The following is a 17116-nucleotide window of genomic DNA, read 5'->3' as shown; positions in this document are numbered from 1 at the left end:
GTGGCCGGGCGCGCGGGAGGTCCGCACACTGGGGTGATGGCCCTCCTCCTGCCCCGGATCCCGGACGTCGTCACCGACCGGCTCGCGGCCCTGCGGTCGCGGGCCGGTTCGGCGGTGTTCTCCCGGGTCGCGGGCGACGAGGGCTCGGGACGGCGGGCGCGCATCCTCGGTGCCGACGGGCCGCGCTGGTTCGCCGACGACGCCCCGATCCGCCGGGTGCACGGCGACGCGTCGATGTTCGTCGGCGGGCTGCGGGCGCTGCTGCTGCAGTCGCTGCACCCGCTGGCGATGGCCGGGGTCGCCGGGCACTCCGGGTTCCGCGGCGACCCGTGGGGCCGGTTGCAGCGCACGTCGTACTTCCTGGCGGCGACGACGTTCGGGCCGGCCGACGAGGCGCAGCGGGTGATCGAGAAGATCCGGCACGTGCACTCGTTCGTGCGCGGCACGGCGCCGGACGGCCGCGCGTACTCCGCGTCCGACCCGCACCTGCTGCGCTGGGTGCACGTCGCCGAGATCGACAGCTTCCTCGCCGCGCACGACCGGTACGGGAGCGAGCCGCTGGACCCGGCCGGGCGGGACCGCTACGTCGCCGACACCGCGCGGGTCGCCCGCGCGCTCGGCGTCGCGGACCCGCCGGAGACCACGGCGGAACTGGCCGAGCAGATCGACGGCTACCGGCCGGAGCTGCGCGGCACCCCGGAGGCCCGCGACGCCGCCCGGTTCCTGCTGCTCGAGCCGCCGCTGCCGCTGACCGCGCGGGTGCCCTACGGCGTGCTGGCCGCGGCGTCGGTCGGGCTGTTGCCGCGCTGGGCACGGGCGCCGCTGCGGCTGCCCTGGTTCCCGGTCACCGAGGCGACCGCGGTCCGCGCGGGCGGGACGCTGATCACGGCGGGGATCCGCTGGGCGACCTCCGCGCCGCCGCAACCGGCCCCGCCGATGCCGCCGGTGCACCCGTGAGGGTGCTCAGCCCGCCGCGCCCCCGGCACCGAGCCGGGTGACCACGTAGGTCCGTTCCTGCTCCAGGCGACGGGCCTCGGCGTCGGCCAGGGACTCCGGGATCGGGTCGGTGTCGTGCCCGGCCGTCCACTGCTCCGGCCGGATCGGCTCGGGCATCGCCCGCCAGCGCGCCCGCGGGTCGGTCGCGTCATGTTCCATGCACCGACGATGCACGACGCAACCGGGGCTCGCAATCGCCGGATCGTGCCTACGCCCCGTCCCCGGCGAGCAGGACGTGGGTGTCGAAGCAGGTCCGGGTGCCGGTGTGGCAGGCCGGCCCCTCCTGGTCGACGACGACGAGTACGGCGTCGCCGTCGCAGTCCAGCCGCACCTCGTGCACGTGCTGGACGTGCCCGGAGGTGTCGCCCTTGACCCAGTACTCCTGGCGGGAGCGGGACCAGTAGGTGCCGCGGCCGGTGGTGAGCGTGCGGTGCAGTGCCTCGTCGTCCATCCAGCCGACCATCAGCACCTCAGCGGCCCGGGACTGCACGACCGCGCAGACGAGTCCGTCGGCGTCGCGCTTGAGCCGGGCCGCGATCGCGGGGTCCAGCGCCGAATCGGTCACCCGCGGGCTCGCCGTACTCACCGGACCTCCACGCCGTCGGCACGCATCGCGTCCTTCACCTCACCGATCCGCAGGCTCCCGAAGTGGAAGACGCTCGCGGCCAGCACCGCGTCCGCCCCCGCCCGCACGGCCGGGGTGAAGTGCTCGACCGCACCCGCCCCACCGGAGGCGATCACCGGGACGTCCACCACCTTCCGGACGGCCTCGAGCATCTCCAGATCGAAGCCGGCGCGGGTGCCGTCGGCGTCCATCGAGTTCAGCAGGATCTCCCCGACGCCGAGCTCCTGGCCACGGGCGGCCCACTCGACGGCGTCCACCCCGGCCGAACGCCGCCCGCCGTGCGTGGTGACCTCGTAGCCGGACGGCTGCGGCTGCTCCCCCTCGGGCACGCGCCGGGCGTCGACCGACAGCACGATGCACTGCGAGCCGAAGCGGCGTGACATCTCGTGCAGCAGCTCCGGTCGCGCGATCGCGGCGGTGTTGACGCTGACCTTGTCGGCACCGGCACGGAGCATCCGGTCGACGTCGTCGGGGGTGCGGATGCCACCGCCCACGGTCAGCGGGATGAACACCTGCTCCGCGGTGCGCCGCACCACGTCGATCATGGTGCCGCGTTCCGACGAGGACGCGGTGACGTCGAGGAAGGTGAGCTCGTCGGCGCCCTCGCCGTCGTAGACCCGGGCCATCTCGACCGGGTCGCCCGCGTCGCGCAGCTCCTTGAAGTTGACGCCCTTGACCACCCGGCCGGCGTCGACGTCCAGGCAGGGGATGACGCGCACGGCCACACCCATCAGGCACCCACCTTCCGCACCGCGGCCAGCGCCTCGGGCAGGGTGAACCGGCCCGCGTAGAGCGCCTTCCCGATGATCGAGCCCTCGATGTTCACCCCGCTCGCGGCGACCTCGGCGAGCCGCACCAGGTCGGTGACCTCGGAGATCCCGCCGGACGCGACGACCGGCGCCGTGGTGGCGTTCGCGACCTCGGTGAGCAGATCGACGTTCGGGCCCGCCAGGGTGCCGTCCTTGGAGACGTCGGTGACGACGTAGCGGGCGGCGCCGTCGCGGTCGAGGCGCTCCAGGGCCTCCCACAGGTCACCGCCGTCGGTGGTCCAGCCGCGGCTCGCGACCCGGCGGCGGCCGTCGATCATCTTGACGTCCAGGCCGATCGCGATCCGGTCGCCGTGCTCGGCGAGCACCGTGCGGCACCACTCGGGGTTCTCCAGCGCCGCGGTGCCCAGGTTGAGCCGGGCCGCACCCGTCGACAGCGCGCGCTGCAGCGACTCGTCGTCGCGGATGCCCCCGGACAGCTCCACCGACAGGTCCAGCCGCCCGACCACCTCGGCCAGCAGCTCGGCGTTCGAGCCGCGCCCGAACGCGGCGTCGAGGTCCACCAGATGGACCCACTCGGCGCCGTCGCGCTGCCAGGTCAGCGCCGCCTCCAGCGGCGAGCCGTAACCGGTCTCGGTGCCCGCCTCGCCCTGCACCAGCCGGACGGCCTGGCCGTCGACGACGTCCACCGCGGGAAGCAACGTGAAACTCACGGGTGCCAGCCTACGAGCGGTCCCGCCGCCACGACCGGGCGCGTCCCGGCCCCGCCGGTAACGTCCCTGCGGTGAGCAGTGCGGAACCCGAGCCGGACGTCCCGGTGCTGCGGCTGGAGATGTGGGACGGCCCGATCGCCGACGACGACCCGGACGCCCGGTTCAAGGAGGAGATCGCCGAGTACGGCCGGCTGGACCCGACCGTCACGCTCGGCGGGCTGTCGGAGTACCTGGGCATCCCGCCGGGGGCGCTGGCCCGCGCCGTCCTGGCCCGCTGGGGATCGGAGGGCAGCGCCGGGCTGCTGGAGCTGGGGCCGTCGATGGTCACCCGGCTGCTCGGCATCGTCCGCGAGGCGGAGTCCGCGGGCACCGACGAGGCCCGGCTCGCCGCGTTCCACCGGCTGGCCGGGATGCTCGGCTGGCTGGGCGCCCCGCTGGAGCAGGACACCGGCTCGCGCTGATCCGCCGGTGACTACCATCGGCAGCCCGGCCGGAGGATCACCGCTGCGACACGCGACCGAGATGATGTGACGGGTGTGCCCAGGAAGACGTCCCGGACCCACGCCCGGGGCGAGGAGTCCCGGCAGCGGATCCTGTACGCGGCGCTCGAGATCGCGGTGCGCCGCGGCTACGACGGCACGACGATCGGCGCGGTGGGCGCCGCCACTGGACTGCCCGCGAGCTCCCTGTACTGGCATTTCGCCAACAAGGACCAGCTGCTCGCCGCGGCGCTCGACCTCAGCTACCGCCGCTGGCGGCGGATCGCGCCGTCCTGGGGCAGTACCGACACCCCCGGCGCCGGAGGGCCCGCCCCGGCACGGGCGGAGCTGATCGGCGTCCAGCTCCGGCAGGCCGCGCAGGGGTTCGCCCGGCAGCCCGGCTTCTGGCGGTTCGGGCTCATGCTCGCGCTCGAACAGCGCCCGGTCGACACGGCCGCGCGCACCCGGTTCCTGGAGATCCGCACCGATGCCGTGGGCCGGATGCGGGCATGGTGGGAGGAGGCCGGCGCACTCGACCCCGCACGCGGGGACCCGGATGCTCCCCGGTTGCTGGCCCAGCTGACGCTCGCCGCGATGGACGGGCTGTTCATCGCCGGTCAGGGACGGGTCGATCACCACACCGCCACCGGTGGCGCCACCACCGACAGCACCGTCGAGCTGCTGACCGCCGGCATCGACGGCGCCGCGGAGCGGCTGTCCTCCGGGCGCTGTCCGGCCGTCGAGGGTCCGGCCCCGCTCCCCCGCCGGTCGGGCGCCACCGACCCGGCGCCCGGTGCGACGGGCCGCGACCGTGTCCTCCACGCCGCGGCCGAGATCGCGGCCGAACGCGGGTACGAGGGCGCGACCATCTCCCGGGTCTGCGCCCGGGCGGGACTCCCGCCCACCTCCGTCTACTGGGCCTTCACCACCAAGGACGAGCTGCTCGCGGCCGCGCTGGAGCACAGCTTCGAGCGGTGGCTGGCGGACCGGCCGGCCTGGCCGGCGCCGCCCACCGACGGATCGTGGCCGGACGTCCTGCGCACCCACCTGGCCAGGACCCTGCGCTCGCTGTCGGAGTCGCCGAACTTCCTGCGCATCGGGCTGATGCTGCTGCTGGAGCTGCGCGAGACGGAGCCGGCGGCCCGCGCGGTCTTCCTCCGCATCCGGCGCTCGCTCGACGACCAGGTGGCCGAGTGGCTCGCCGCGGCCCTGGGGCGGCCCGCGACGGCGGAGGGGCCCGGGCTGCCGCGCCGGCTGGCGACCCTGCTGATGGCGTTCTCCGACGGGCTGTTCCTGTCCCACCAGCTCGACAGCGTGACCTGGCATCCCGACCTGTTCGCCGACCTGCTCGTCACCGCCCTCGAGAGCGCGTCGGCGTCCACGGTCCGCACGACGGCCGGATGATCCCTGTGGCCGGCCCCGGTCAGATGTCCGGCTCATCGGGGTCGGACTTCCGGTGGCCCCAGAAGCTGGCAACGTCGAAGCGGGACGGGGTCCAGGTCTCGTCCACGAGCTTGCCGCCGTAGCCGTACTCGATCTGGAAACCGGACGGGGAGACCACATAGAACGACAGCATCTCGTCGTTCGAATGCTTGCCGAACGTGGCCGCCACCGGGGCCGCCCCGTCCTGCACCCGGTCCCAGGCCCGTCCGACGAGGTCGATGTCGTCGGTCTCGAACATCAGGTGCGCGACGCCCGTGGGCATGTCCGGGACCGGCGCCCAGGCGAACGAGTGGTGCCGGGGGTTGACGTGGGTGAAGGTCCCGTAGGCCCCCGGGCCGAAGTCGATGTAGTCACTGATCCGGAAGCCGAGGATGTCGAGGTACAGGGCGCTGTACGCGGCGTCGTCGTGAACGAACTGGAAGGCATGGCCCAGGCCGCCGGTCCCGGTGACGAACGTGGCGCCGGTGGGCGAGACGAAGCGGGAGCGGTCGTTCTTCAGCCCGTAGTAGAGCTCGAGCCGCTGCCCGCTCGGGTCGTCGAAAGCGACGAGGCCGCTGACGAGACGGTCCCGGACGGCGTCGGCCCCCTGGCGTTTCACGGCGTACCCGGCCCGCTCCAGTTCCGTCGCGAGCTCCTCGAGCTCCTTCGGGCCCGCGACCTCCCACCCCAGCACGGACACCTCGTCGGTGTCGCTGCGGCGGACGTCGAGGCGGTAGGCCTTCTCGTCCATCCGCAGGAGCAGCCGGTCGGCGGTGTGCTCGACGACCTGCAGACCGAGCAGATCGGCGGCGAACTCCTTCCAGGCATCCAGATCGGTCGCCGACACGATCGCGTATCCCAAGCTTCGTACTGCGGCCACGACAGAACCTTTCGTTTGCGAGCGGGTGATCGTTCGATGGGGTCGCGGGGTCCGGCCCGGTCGCGCTCACCAGCCGAACGGGTCGGGCTCGAACCCGAAGAGATCGAGCCCGTAGGCCTGGTACATCGGCTCGGCGACGTTGCAGACGTGGTTCAAGCCGGCGTGGAGGTCACGCCAGAAGCGCTGCATCGGGCGGCAGCGGTGCAGCGCACCGCCGCCTGCGTGCGCGAAGAGCCGATCGACGGCGTCGACCGCACGACGCACCGCGCGCACGCCGTTGCGGCGGTTCTCCAGGCGCATCGCGTCGGAGATGGTTCCGCCGGCCACGACCACGTCGTACATGCGGTTCCAGTCGTCGAGGAACTGCGTGCGACCGGCCGCGATGTCCGCTGCCGCGGCACCGAGCGTGGACAGCTGGGCCGGGTCCGTGGCGGTGACCGTGCCCTTCACCGTGACCCGGCTGCGGGAGTGGTCGACGAAGGCGCCGAGCGCGCCCTCCGCCATCGCCAGCGTGGCGCAGTTGATCGCCGCCGGGAAGATCGACCCGAACGGGAGCTGGTACAGCGGCTGCTCCCGGCCGACGGCACGGGCCTGGATGCCGTTCTGGAAGTTCGCCGGCTTGTTGACGCGGTACTCGGGCACGAACGCGCCGTCGACCGAGACGTCCTTGCTCCCCGACCCGCAGAGCCCCATGACGTCCCACGAGTCGTGATGGATCGTGTAGTCGGCCCGGGGAAGGACGAAGTGGTGCGGCTCCGGATCGGTGACCTGCCCGTCGTCGTCGGTCAGGAGGCCACCGAGGATCACCCAGTCGCAGCTGTCGGTCCCGGAGGAGAACGGCCAGCGGCCGGTGAACAGGTAGCCGCCGTCGACCGGCCGGGCGCGGCCCATGGGCGCGTACGGCGAGGCGATCCAGGTGTCGGGGTCGTCGCCCCACAGCTCGTCCTGCAGCCGCCGGTCCCACTGGCCCAGCTGCCAGGGGTGTACGCCGACGACACCGGAGACCCAGCCCGCCGCGCCGCAGCGCGAGCCGATCTCCAGCACCGTCTCGAAGAACTCGACCGGATGGGCCTCGTGGCCGCCGTACTCGGCGGGTTGCAGCATCCGGATCACACCCGCCTCGCGCAGCTTCCGGGCGGTCTCGTCCGGCAGGCGTCCGGCCTGTTCGGCCTCGACGGCGTGGTCGCGGAAGTGGTCCGCCAGCTTCTCGACGCGTTCGGTTACCTTGTGCATCGTCAGGTCCTTCCGATCCGGTGACCACCGCTTCCCCGGGGCGGCATCAGTTGCTGCGGACGAAGTCCGCGACCAGCCGGTTGAACTCGTCCGCGTGCTCGATCTGCGTCCAGTGACCACACCGGTTGAGCAGCACCAGCCGCGAGTCCGGAATCAGCGAGACCAGCCGCAGGGAGTGCTCGTAGTGGACGACGCGGTCGTCGCGGCCGTGGATGAGCAGCGTCGGGGCCGCGATGCTCGCGACCTGCTCGGGTGTCGCGGCCGTCCGGACCGGACCGCCACCGGCCGCCCCCGCCAGGAAGTTCGCCAGGTGGTCGGGCCGGGCGTTGGCACCGTCGGCCCGCAGCTGGGCGAGCTCGTCGGTGGCGAACTCCGGCGAGAAGGTCATGATCTCGACCAGCTGCTTCATGACCTCGGGGGTCGGGTTGCGGTACCCCTCGAAGAGGATCTTGAGGCCTTCGGTGGGCCCGTCGCCCGCGCCGAACAGCGTCGGGAGCTGCGGGAAGCTCCCCGACCCCATGGTGATCAGGTGCGAGACCCGCTCGGGGTAGCGGGCGGCGAACGTCAGGCCGGTCATACCGCCCATCGAGTTGCCGACCAGGGCCGCGCGCTCCAGACCGAGATGGTCCATCAGCTCGAGCACCGCGGCCGGATGGTCGTACTCGTCGGGCCGGGCGGCGTCCGACCGTCCCCAGCCCGGTGCGTCGAGGGCGATCACGCGGAAGGACTCGGCGAGCGGACCGATGTTGGGGCGGAAGTTGCTCCACCCCGTCGCCCCGGCGCCGCTGCCGTGGAGCAGCAGCAGCGGATGCCCCTCTCCGGCCTCGTTGTAGTGCAGTTTCCAGCTCGCCGTCCGGGCGAATCGGCTCGTGCTTTCCTCGGTCGGCTGCGTGCTCATGACAGGCGGAACCTTTCGTCTCGGTGATGGGACGGCTGTTCTGCGGCGGAGTGAACGCGCTCCGCCGCCGCTGTGGGTGTTTCGCGTGCCGCTGGACGGAACAGCGCGTGAATTGGACTGTCCGGCAGTGCTTCAACAGCGGCCCTCCCCAGCCCCGTGGCCTGCGGCGACCGGGTGTTCCGCATCGCGCGCCACTGCTGCCTTGTCGCTCCCTGTATCGACCACTACAGTGATCTCTGCGCTGCAATGCCGATCACGAATCGTGTCGGGTCCGCTCCTGTTGCCGCCACGAGAAAGGCCCCGGTCGATGACGCCCGAGCTTGACGAGGCACCCCCGTTGCACCCGTCCGCGGATCTGCACGAACCGGATGAGCGACAGTCGTCGCCCTCGGTCAGCAAGGCGTTGCAACTGCTCGACTCGTTCCGGAACGGGGCGCCGAGCCAGGGGGTCAGCGAGCTCGCCCGGCGGGCCGCACTCCCGAAGTCGACCGCCTTCCGGCTGCTGTCCCACCTGGAGCGGGGCGGGTACGTGGAGCGGACGGGAACGAACTACCGGCTCGGCTGGCGGCTGTTCGAACTGGGCAACCGGGTCCAGCACTGCCGGCCACGCGGGCTACGGGAGCTGGCCCTCCCGCACCTGAGCGAGCTCTACGCCCGCACCGGCCACGTGGTCAACCTCGCGGTGCTGGAGGGGACCGAGGTCGTCTACCTCGACAAGATCCACGGACGGCACGCGGTACGGACGCCCACCACCGTGGGCAGCCGGATGCCGGCGGCGTGTGTGGGACTCGGCAAGGCGATGCTCGCCTTCAGCGGCCGCCCGGCGGTCCAGCGGGTACTCACCGCGGGGCTGGAGCGGCGGACCGCCTACTCGATCGCGGAACCCGGGCGCCTGCTCCAGGAGCTCGAGCGGATCCGCACGAGCGGCACCGCCTTCGATCACGAGGAGGCGGCGCTGGGGCTGGCCTGCGTCGCGGCACCGATCCTGGTCGGCGGGCGGTGCCTCGCGGCGATCTCGATCTCGAGCGCGACGACCCGGTTCAACCCCGCCGCGATCGTCCCGCACGTCCGCCGTGCCGCGGCGGGCATCTCCGCCGACTGTCCCGGCCCGGACCGGGTCTGACCCGGTACACGCGCCGGGTCGCCGGCTCAGCCGACCGACGTGAGCCAGTTCTCCAGGACCGCGGCGCCCGCGTCGCCGGACTTCTCCGGGTGGAACTGGGTGGCCGACAGCGGGCCGTTCTCGACCGCCGCGACGACGTCCTCGCCGTGGTGGGTCCAGGTCACCTTCGGCTCCGCGATCGCGTGCGAGGGTTCGAGCTCCCAGCGCCGCACGCCGAAGGAGTGCACGAAGTAGAAGCGGGTGTCGGCCCCGAGCCCGGCGAACAGCGTGCTGTCCTGCGGGATCCGCACGGTGTTCCACCCCATGTGCGGCAGGACGTCCGCCTGGATCCGCTCGACGGTGCCCGGCCACTCGCCGCAGCCGGCCGTGTCGTCGCCGAACTCCACGCCGCGCTCGAACATCACCTGCATGCCGACGCAGATGCCGAGCACCGGCCGCCCACCGGCCAGCCGGCGGCCGATGATCTGCGGGCCGCGCACCTCGTGCAGCCCCTTCATGCAGGCGGCGAACGCGCCGACCCCGGGGACGACCAGGCCGTCAGCCTCGACCGCGGTCTCGAAGTCCGCGGTGACGGTCACGTCCGCGCCGACGCGTTCCAGGGCGCGTTCCGCCGAACGCAGGTTTCCCGATCCGTAGTCCAGCACGACGATCCGTGACACGAGCCCAGGATAGTCACCCGTGCCGGGCGGCCCGGCCGGTGGTGAGCGCGGCCGTCGCGGCGGCCACCACGAGGCAGCCACCGGCGGCGAGCGACGCCCAGCCCGGGTCGATCACCGGGAGCACCGGCACGCCGGTGGCCCGGGCCAGCCCGGACGCGACCGCGGCAAGCGGCGGCAGCGTGACCACCAGCCCGAGCACGGCACCGAGCAGCGCCGCGAGCGTCGCCTCGGCGGCGGCCGTCGCAGCCAGCCGGGCCCGGGTCGCCCCGGCCGCGACCAGTGCCGCCCGGTCGGTCCGGCGGGAGCGGGCGTCGGCGGTGATCCCGCCGGCGACCGCGATCCCGCCGTATCCCGCGGAGACCGCGACGAGCAGCCCGGCCAGTGCCGTGGTGAGCCGGGCGTCGACGGCGTAGTCGGCCAGCGCGTAGGCCTGCGCGTCCCGGGCGACCGCGCCCGGTGGCAGCGGGTCCGGCACCGCCCCCACCGGCAGGAACGCGGTGTCGGTGAGCGCCGCCGGGTCGTGCGTGCGGACCTGGGCCCGGTCGACGACGACGTCGCCGCGGCGCTCGTCGGGCGGCGGTGTCGCCGTCACCCGCAGCGGCACCGTCGTGCCGTCGGCGAACCGGGCGGGGACGGTGTCCCCGGCGGTCACGCCGAGCGCGGTCGCGACCGGAGCGGCCAGCACCACCTCGCCCGGCCGGACGAGTCCGGGATCGGCGGTGCCGACGGCGTCCACCGCGGTCGGGCCGGCCGAGCCGGGCAGGACCAGCACGGTCGGCAGCGGCGTGCGGGCGCCGGGGACCGCGAGGGCGCGCACGGCGGCGTCGGGCAGGCCCGGCGCCCCGTCCTGCTCGACGGCGACACTCCCGGCCAGCACCGCGGTGCGCTCGGCCGGGTAGGCCGCGGCCATCGTGTCGACCAGCCCGCCGATCAGCACCGCGAACCCGACGGCCACCACCGCCGGGGCGGTGACGGCGGCGGCGCGGGCGGGCGCGGCCGCCGCCTCGGCACGGACGAGCGTCGCGGTGACCCCGGCCCGGAACGGCGTCCTGTACCGACCCGGGGATCGGGCACCGGCCCCGACCCGGATTCGGGTGGCGGCCCCGGCCCGGGCTCGAGCGACGGCGTCGACTCCGGCTCCGGCCCCGGCTCCGGCGCGGCATCGGCGGGCGGCGCCGGCGCCGGCGAGGCCCCCGATCACCACTGGCGCCAGCAATGCCGCGGCAACGACGAGCACGGCACCGGTCGTCAGAGCGAGCCCGATCCGGCCGTCGCCGTCGGCGACCGCGGTCGCGGTGGCGAGCCCCGCCCCGACGAGCAGGGTCACCACCCCCGAGACCAGCCGGGGCCGGCTCGTCGTCCGCGCCCCGCCCCGGTCCACGACGACGTCGAGCGGGGTCGCCCGGGCCGCGGTCCGGGACGCGGCGAGCCCGCCGCCGAGCGCCAGCAGCACCCCGGCCGCACCGGCGGTCAGCAGCGGACCGGGCACCGGCGGGACCCCGTCGACCGGTTGTGCCGCCTCGACCGCGACGAGCGCCCGGTAGAGCGCCGGGGCCAGGCCCACCGCGAGCGCCGTCCCGAGCACCGCCCCGGCGGCACCGGTCAGCGCGGCCTCCCCGAGCACCGTGCGCCGCACCTGCCCGGGGGTCGCGCCGACGGTGCGCAGCAGCCCGAGCTCGCGCCGCCGTCCCGCGACCACGGTGGACAGCGCCGCCGACACGACGACGGCCGTGGTCACCCCGGTGAGCAGCCCGAGCGCGGCGAGCAGCTGGGTGCCGCGGTGGCGGACCCGGGAGTCCTGGACCGGTTCGACCGCGCCGCGGTCGTCACCGCTCAGCAGGGTCACCCCGGTCGGCGCGGGCGGGACGGCGCCGAGCACCCCGATCGTCCGGACGCCCGGGGCGTATCGGGCCGCTTCGGTGTCGGTGAGGTACACCCCGGGCCCGTCGGTGACGCCGGTGACCCGGACCGGGCGGACGGCGTCGGCGAACAGCACCGGCACCGTCGCCCCGGGCATCAGCCCGAGCGCGGCCCCGACGACCGCCTCCCCGGGTCGGCGGGGCGCCTCCCCCGCGACCACCCGGTAGCCGCCGAGCGCCAGGCTCGCGAACCCGTGCCCGCCCTCGCGGTCCTCCGGTACCCCGAACGGACGACCGCCGGGCATCGGGACGGCCGGGAACGACCGGTCCGGGACCGCCGCCGTCACCCCCGGGGTGGCGCGCAGCCGGGCCGCGAGCGCGTCGGCCTCGCCGGCCGGCCACGGCACCAGCCCGTCCGTGCGCGGGGTGCGGGACTCGGCGACCGCAGGCGGGACGGCCAGCGCCGATGTCGCGGCGAACCGGTCCTGCACCGGCGGCCGGGCGGCGTCCGCCGCGAGCAGCACCGCTCCGAGCAGGCCCACCCCGACGGCCACCGCCAGGACCGTCGCGACGAGCTCCCGCCACCGGGTGCGCAGGTTCCCCCAGGCGATCATCGGGCACCGCCCGGCACCCGGTGGACGGCGGCCGGACCGGCGTTCCCGGCGGTGATCCGGCGCCCGATCACGGTGGCCGTGTCCGGGTCCCCCGGCCGTCCCTGGGTGGCGAACCGGTCGTCCACCCGGCCGTCCCGGAGCACGACGACCTCGTCCGCCCAGGCCGCGGCCGCCGGGTCGTGGGTGACCATCAGGATCGTCGTCGCCGTGCCGGTGCTCCGGCGCAGCAGCGCCAGCACCGCCGCCGAGGACGCCGAGTCCAGTGCCCCGGTCGGTTCGTCGGCGAACACCACGTCCGGGCGGGTGACCAGCGCCCGGGCGATCGCCACCCGCTGCTGCTCACCGCCGGACAGCTGGGCCGGCCGGTGCCCGGCCCGGCCGTCCAGCCCCACCTCGGCCAGCGCCGCCGTCACCGCGGCGCCGTCGATGCGCCGCCGCGCGAGGCGGGCCGGGAGCGCCACGTTCTGCGCCGCCGTCAACGACGCGACCAGGTTGAACGCCTGGAACACGAACCCGGCCCGCTCGCGGCGCAGCAGCGTCCGGCGACGTTCGGACAGCGTGCCGAGGTCGGTGCCGCCGAGCAGCACCCGCCCCGACTCCGGGCTCTCGAGGCCGGCGGCGCAGTGCAGCAGCGTCGACTTCCCGGAGCCCGACGGCCCCATCACCGCGGTCAGGGTGCCGGGCCGCAGGCGCAGCGACACGCCGTCGAGGGCGCGGACCGGGGTGGCTCCGCGGCTGCGGTGCACGTGCCGGAGATCGGCGAGCTCCAGCACCGGCGGCCCGTCCGGTGCGATCGGGGATCGTGTCGTTCTGTCCATACCGGTCAGTCGACCGCGCCGGCCGGATCCGCGCGGTCACCCGGACCGGAGTCCGGAGGTAGCCCTGGCACTACCGCGCCGCACGCGAGGATCTTCTAGGTTGCGACGTGTGCGGATCGCGACGGCCTGGCAGGCGATGGACCAGCGGCCGCTGCGGTTCCTGCTGACGCTGTGGCCGTGGCGGTCGCTGGCCTACCTGCTGACCGGCGCGGCGCTCGGCGTCATGCTGATAGTCGTGTTCGGGGTGCCGTCGTCGGCCCTGGTCCTGGGCGGGCCCGCGCTCGCCGTCGGCACCGGGGTCGCGCTGGTGGTGGCCGTGATCGCCGTGGGGCCGCTGCTGGCGGCACTCGAACGACGACGGCTGCGGCTGGTCGACGACGAACCGCTGCCCGCCCCGCCACGGCCTCCCGGGTCGCGGTGGCGGGCACCGGCGACCTGGCGCGCGGTGGGGTTCGCACTGCTGGCCGCGACCGGATTGGCCACTCTGGACGCTGGCGTCCTCGGCCTCTCCTTCGTGCTGCCGGTGTTGCTGTTCGCCTCCCCCACCGACGACCCGAACGCATGGCCGCTGGTGATCGTCGGGGTGCTGCTGCTCGCTGCGGCGCCGTGGACGGTCACCAGCTGGGCCGGGGCGCGGGCGGCACTGACCCGCACCGTGCTCGGGCCGCGCGGGGTCGAGCTGGGGCCCGGGATCGCCGACGTCGGTACCCGCAGGCTGATCGGGGCGTTCGAGTCCGAGCGGTCCCGGATCGAGCGGGACCTGCACGACGGCGCCCAGCAGCGGCTCGTCGCGCTGGGGGTGTCGCTCGGGTTGGCCCGGCTCGACGCGCCGGACGGTTCGGCGCTCGCCGACCGGCTCGACGACGCCCGCGACCAGCTCGGCGTCGCGCTGGCCGAGCTGCGCGACCTCGTCCGCGGCCTGGATCCGCGCACACTCGCCGACCACGGCCTCGCCGCGGCCGTGGAGGACCAGGCGGCGCGCTGCCCGGTGCCGGTCGAGGTGGACGTGTCGCTGCCGGACCGGCTCCCGCCGCAGGTCGCGACGACCGCGTACTTCGTCCTCACCGAGGCGCTCACCAACACCGGCCGGCACAGCGCCGCCCGGACCGCGTCGGTGACCGGGCGCCGGCACGCCGACCAGGTGATCCTCGAGGTCCGCGACGACGGCCGCGGTGGCGCCGACCCCGCCGCCGGGTCGGGGCTGGCCGGGCTGGCGGAACGGGTCGCGCTGGCCGGCGGCCGGCTGCGGCTGTCCAGCCCGCCCGGCGGGCCGACCCTGCTGCGGGTGGAGCTGCCGTGCGGGTGATCGTCGCCGAGGACTCCGCCCTGATGCGGGAGGGCCTGGTCGGCCTGCTGGAACGGTTCTCGCACACCGTCGTCGCCGCCGTCGGGGACGCCCCCGCGCTGGTCGGCGCGGTCCGCCGGGACCGGCCGGATCTGGTACTGACCGACGTGCGGATGCCGCCGCGCAACGCCGACGACGGCCTGCGCGCCGCGGTCGAGCTGCGGTCCGCGGACCCCGCGTTACCGGTGCTCGTGCTGTCCCAGTTCGTCGAGCCGGTCGCCGCCGAGGCCCTGCTCGACACCGGCGACGGCGACGGGGTCGGCTACCTGCTCAAGGACCGGGTGGCGGACGTGACCGCGTTCGCCGCCGCCGTGGAGCGGGTCGCCGGGGGCGGCACGGTGCTCGATCCGGAGGTCGTGCGGCGGCTGGTCCGGCGCCGTCGTGACCCGGTGGGACGTCTGTCCCCGCGGGAACGCGAGGTGCTGGACCTGATGGCCCAGGGCCGGTCGAACACCGAGATCGCGGCCACGCTCGTGCTGTCGGACGCGGCCGTGAACAAGCACGTCCGGGCCGTGTTCACCAAGCTCGACCTGCCCGCGGAGAGCGCCGGACACCGGCGGGTGCTGGCCGTGCTGGCCTGGCTGCGGTCCGGGCAGTAGTCGCGCACTATTCGGCCGCGGGTCGCACCATCGTCAGCTGGTGCATCCGGCGACCCTCGTGACGGATCCCGGGCACGAGCGCGGCCGGTCCGTGCGCGGTGAAGCCCGAGCGCTCGAAGAACCGCACGGCACGGCGGTTCTCGACGAGTGTCTGCAGGTAGCAGCCCGGCACCCCGGTCTCGTCGAGCTGCTGGAGCCAGGCCGTCATCAACGCGTCCGCGGCCCCGGTGCCGCGGGCCTCCGGTACGACATTGAGATGCAGGTGGGCCGGCCAACGGGGGTCGTCGAGCCCGCCGGAGGCGAGCGGTTCGCGGCGTCGGCGTGCCCGGGCGGTGTCCAGGGCGGCGCGGCTCAGGAACCGCAGCGTCCGCGGTCGTAGCAATACCTGGGGGCGGGCGACGGCCCGGACGAGCAGCTCGTCCTCGTCCGGCATCGGTGCGGGGTCCGGGCATCCGGTCAGGTAGCCGACCAGCCGGCCCTCGTGCTGGGCGAGGAACAATGAGTCGGGGCAGTGTTCGATGTACGGGTCGAGGTAGACGGCCCGTTCGGATTCGGTGTGGCCCCACAGCTCCCCGGTCGGAGCCCCGGCACCGGCGCGGGCGAAGAGATCGACGAGCGCGGTGTGGTCGGTGGCACGGTAGGTCCGGATCGTCGCCATGGCTCCCTCGTTCGTCCACTGCGCTCATTGGTTGGGACAGTGCTGATCGCTCGTGAACGCTCTACATCGGATCCCGCACCGTTTCGGGCGAGCTCCCGCAGGCACCTGCTGCGCCCCGCTGCTCCGTCGCCACTCGACCGACGCCCGTGCTGGAGCCCCCAGGTGGGCGCCCTTGCGTGTCCGCGTCGAGCGTACTGCGGCGGTGAGCGACGAAGTGCCGGTCTGCCCGTCGGGCTGTCGCGCTCTCGTGCCGCACCGGGCTGCCGGGCTGCCGGACTCTCGTGCCGCGATCGGGCTGTCGGGCCGCCGATCTCCGGGCCGCCGGGCCGCGAGACCGGTGTCGATCCGTCGAGCCGCCCGGCACGTGGGGATGTACGCGATTCCCGTTCCGGCGGACCGGATGCCCCTCGTGTCCCCCTGCAGAGCCACGGACCTGCTGCAGGGCGGGTGGCTGCGCCCGCCGCACCGCCCGTCCGTGCGCCGGCGCAGGTCACGTCGGGGCAGGAGGGCAAGCCCTGCTCGGGTGCTCGACCCGACCGCAACGATGGGCGTCCTGGTGTGCTGGAGAACGGCACCCTCGGTATCGATGTCCGTACGCTCCCGAGCGCGTCAGAACGGTGGCTCGTCCGGTGATGCGCGGTCGGTCGTCTCGGTCGGTTCGGGTTCCTCGGCCGGCTCCGACTCGGGCGCCGGTTCCTCCGGTTCGGGTTCCTCCGGTGGGGGCGGGAACAAGGGCCGTTCGTCGAACTCGGCCTGCAACGGACTCCCCAGACCCGGCACGGCCTCGACCTGCCCGAAGTCGGCTCCGGGGTCGGGTAGCGGGTCGGGTAATGGTGGGCAGACCGGTTCGCCGCGGGTGGTGTAGAACCGGCCCAACGGGCTCCGCCACCGGAACACCCCCGGGGACGGTTGTCGCACCCGCCAGCGTCCGGCGGTCTTGATCGCATGGTGGAACACGCAGAGTGGACCGAGATTATCGCTGGTCGTCGGGCCGCCGTACTGGTGATCGTCCGTGTGGTCCTGCTGGGCCTTCCGCGCCGGACGACGACACCCGGGGAACACGCACGTGCGATCCCGGACCTCGACATGACGCCGCAGCGCCGGGTGCGGGAACCGCTCCCCGGAGCGCCGATCCAACTCCGCCAGCAGGGTGGCGCGGTCGGCATACTGGGCGGCCAGGTCGGCGATCAACGGCCCCCACCCGGGTGGCGGGTCCACAGCGAGCTCTTCGAGCAGGGTGGCGGGGACCTGCAGTTCGACGGTGCCGCCATGAGCCTGCCGGATCAGTGGACGCCCACCCGGGCCGGGAGGTCGGGGTGGGCGGCGGCGGGTGGTGCCGGCCAGAACCAGGTAGCCGTCGGCGTCGGTGATCGCAAAGCGCCACTCGGCGTACTGCTGGCGGGCCAGACAGTCGCGGGCGATGTGGGC

General features: G+C 74.6%; 18 protein-coding genes. 6 read left to right on the top strand and 12 right to left on the bottom strand.

Features of this window, described 5'->3' with window-relative positions; translation table 11 throughout:
• Positions 1-36: 36 nt before the first annotated feature.
• Positions 37-957 carry an oxygenase MpaB family protein gene (locus tag BM093_RS24620; RefSeq protein ID WP_093350283.1) on the top strand — a complete coding sequence of 307 codons (921 nt, stop codon included), beginning with the start codon at positions 37-39 and terminating at the stop codon, positions 955-957.
• A 6-nt stretch (positions 958-963) separates the two neighbouring features.
• Here the strand turns inward: BM093_RS24620 and BM093_RS24615 are convergent, their stop codons facing one another.
• The 4 genes from BM093_RS24615 to priA are packed head-to-tail and all read right to left on the bottom strand — an operon-like array spanning position 964 to position 3101.
• Complete coding sequence (locus tag BM093_RS24615; protein WP_093350281.1) at positions 964-1155, bottom strand: hypothetical protein; 192 nt, start codon at positions 1153-1155, stop codon at positions 964-966.
• Positions 1156-1204: 49 nt separating this feature from the next.
• Positions 1205-1582, bottom strand: a complete 378-nt coding sequence (gene hisI, locus BM093_RS24610) for a phosphoribosyl-AMP cyclohydrolase (RefSeq protein WP_177238687.1) — start codon at positions 1580-1582, stop codon at positions 1205-1207.
• Positions 1579-2352, bottom strand: coding sequence for an imidazole glycerol phosphate synthase subunit HisF (hisF, locus tag BM093_RS24605; protein ID WP_093350276.1), 774 nt, complete (start codon positions 2350-2352; stop codon positions 1579-1581). Before hisF ends, hisI begins: the two co-directional genes overlap by 4 nt.
• On the bottom strand, positions 2352-3101 hold the full coding sequence (gene priA / locus BM093_RS24600; protein WP_093350273.1) for a bifunctional 1-(5-phosphoribosyl)-5-((5-phosphoribosylamino)methylideneamino)imidazole-4-carboxamide isomerase/phosphoribosylanthranilate isomerase PriA: 750 nt from the start codon (positions 3099-3101) through the stop codon (positions 2352-2354). The genes hisF and priA overlap by 1 nt, the downstream gene beginning before the upstream one ends.
• Positions 3102-3172: 71 nt before the next feature.
• On the opposite strand from priA, the gene BM093_RS24595 reads away from it, so the two are divergent.
• Both BM093_RS24595 and BM093_RS24590 read left to right on the top strand, forming a co-directional pair.
• Positions 3173-3562: a DUF6027 family protein gene (locus tag BM093_RS24595; protein ID WP_218162917.1), complete on the top strand. Its 390-nt coding sequence runs from the start codon at positions 3173-3175 to the stop codon at positions 3560-3562.
• Positions 3563-3637: 75 nt separating this feature from the next.
• Positions 3638-4984, top strand: a complete 1347-nt coding sequence (locus BM093_RS24590; protein ID WP_143105508.1) for a TetR/AcrR family transcriptional regulator — start codon at positions 3638-3640, stop codon at positions 4982-4984.
• A gap of 19 nt (positions 4985-5003) precedes the next feature.
• On the opposite strand, the gene BM093_RS24585 is transcribed toward BM093_RS24590, so the two are convergent.
• From BM093_RS24585 to BM093_RS24575, 3 genes are all read right to left on the bottom strand, one after another.
• Positions 5004-5882 carry a VOC family protein gene (locus BM093_RS24585; protein WP_245773775.1) on the bottom strand — a complete coding sequence of 293 codons (879 nt, stop codon included), beginning with the start codon at positions 5880-5882 and terminating at the stop codon, positions 5004-5006.
• Positions 5883-5948: 66 nt separating this feature from the next.
• A complete protein-coding gene (locus tag BM093_RS24580; protein ID WP_093350264.1) occupies positions 5949-7115 on the bottom strand; it encodes an acyl-CoA dehydrogenase family protein in 1167 nt (388 codons plus the stop codon).
• Between the two features lie 46 nt (positions 7116-7161).
• Positions 7162-8013, bottom strand: coding sequence for an alpha/beta fold hydrolase (locus BM093_RS24575; RefSeq protein ID WP_093350260.1), 852 nt, complete (start codon positions 8011-8013; stop codon positions 7162-7164).
• 307 nt (positions 8014-8320) lie between these two features.
• Here BM093_RS24575 and BM093_RS24570 point away from each other — a divergent pair, with 307 nt between their 5' ends.
• Positions 8321-9136: an IclR family transcriptional regulator gene (locus tag BM093_RS24570; protein WP_177238686.1), complete on the top strand. Its 816-nt coding sequence runs from the start codon at positions 8321-8323 to the stop codon at positions 9134-9136.
• A gap of 26 nt (positions 9137-9162) precedes the next feature.
• Here the strand turns inward: BM093_RS24570 and hisH are convergent, their stop codons facing one another.
• From hisH to BM093_RS24555, 3 genes are read right to left on the bottom strand one after another with little or no spacing between them, the layout of a single operon-like run.
• The gene (gene hisH / locus BM093_RS24565; RefSeq protein ID WP_093350420.1) at positions 9163-9795 is read right to left on the bottom strand and encodes an imidazole glycerol phosphate synthase subunit HisH; all 633 of its coding nucleotides are present in this window, start codon (positions 9793-9795) and stop codon (positions 9163-9165) included.
• Positions 9796-9808: 13 nt separating this feature from the next.
• Positions 9809-12268 (bottom strand): FtsX-like permease family protein, encoded by a 2460-nt coding sequence (locus BM093_RS24560; RefSeq protein ID WP_093350254.1) that lies wholly within the window; start codon positions 12266-12268, stop codon positions 9809-9811.
• On the bottom strand, positions 12265-13086 hold the full coding sequence (locus tag BM093_RS24555; RefSeq protein WP_093350251.1) for an ABC transporter ATP-binding protein: 822 nt from the start codon (positions 13084-13086) through the stop codon (positions 12265-12267). The genes BM093_RS24560 and BM093_RS24555 overlap by 4 nt, the downstream gene beginning before the upstream one ends.
• Before the next feature lie 109 nt (positions 13087-13195).
• Here BM093_RS24555 and BM093_RS24550 point away from each other — a divergent pair, with 109 nt between their 5' ends.
• Together BM093_RS24550 and BM093_RS24545 are read left to right on the top strand one after the other, a co-directional pair.
• Entirely contained in the window at positions 13196-14392 is a 1197-nt protein-coding gene (locus BM093_RS24550) for a sensor histidine kinase (protein WP_093350248.1), read from the top strand.
• The gene (locus tag BM093_RS24545) at positions 14383-15030 is read left to right on the top strand and encodes a response regulator transcription factor (protein ID WP_093350246.1); all 648 of its coding nucleotides are present in this window, start codon (positions 14383-14385) and stop codon (positions 15028-15030) included. The genes BM093_RS24550 and BM093_RS24545 overlap by 10 nt, the downstream gene beginning before the upstream one ends.
• Before the next feature lie 7 nt (positions 15031-15037).
• Here BM093_RS24545 and BM093_RS24540 read toward each other — a convergent pair whose 3' ends face one another.
• The gene (locus BM093_RS24540) at positions 15038-15688 is read right to left on the bottom strand and encodes a GNAT family N-acetyltransferase (RefSeq protein WP_093350243.1); all 651 of its coding nucleotides are present in this window, start codon (positions 15686-15688) and stop codon (positions 15038-15040) included.
• Positions 15689-16297: 609 nt separating this feature from the next.
• A partial coding sequence (locus BM093_RS36145; protein WP_177238685.1) for an HNH endonuclease signature motif containing protein occupies positions 16298-17116 on the bottom strand: 819 nt, incomplete at its 5' end.

The organism is Pseudonocardia ammonioxydans (genome assembly GCF_900115005.1).
Taxonomy (GTDB): Bacteria; Actinomycetota; Actinomycetes; order Mycobacteriales; family Pseudonocardiaceae; genus Pseudonocardia; species Pseudonocardia ammonioxydans.
Note: the sequence above shows the minus strand (reverse complement) of the source record. Positions and strands in the feature narration are given on the sequence as shown.

Excerpts from the sequence above, each read along its gene's own strand:
- BM093_RS24620 (WP_093350283.1), top strand. The coding sequence starts at position 37 with ATGGCCCTCCTCCTGCCCCGGATCCCGGACGTCGTCACCGACCGGCTC.
- BM093_RS24615 (WP_093350281.1), bottom strand. The coding sequence starts at position 1,155 with ATGGAACATGACGCGACCGACCCGCGGGCGCGCTGGCGGGCGATGCCC.
- hisF (WP_093350276.1), bottom strand. The coding sequence starts at position 2,352 with ATGGGTGTGGCCGTGCGCGTCATCCCCTGCCTGGACGTCGACGCCGGC.
- BM093_RS24580 (WP_093350264.1), bottom strand. The coding sequence starts at position 7,115 with ATGCACAAGGTAACCGAACGCGTCGAGAAGCTGGCGGACCACTTCCGC.
- BM093_RS24575 (WP_093350260.1), bottom strand. The coding sequence starts at position 8,013 with ATGAGCACGCAGCCGACCGAGGAAAGCACGAGCCGATTCGCCCGGACG.
- BM093_RS24570 (WP_177238686.1), top strand. The coding sequence starts at position 8,321 with ATGACGCCCGAGCTTGACGAGGCACCCCCGTTGCACCCGTCCGCGGAT.
- BM093_RS24560 (WP_093350254.1), bottom strand. The coding sequence starts at position 12,268 with ATGATCGCCTGGGGGAACCTGCGCACCCGGTGGCGGGAGCTCGTCGCG.
- BM093_RS24555 (WP_093350251.1), bottom strand. The coding sequence starts at position 13,086 with ATGGACAGAACGACACGATCCCCGATCGCACCGGACGGGCCGCCGGTG.
- BM093_RS24540 (WP_093350243.1), bottom strand. The coding sequence starts at position 15,688 with ATGGCGACGATCCGGACCTACCGTGCCACCGACCACACCGCGCTCGTC.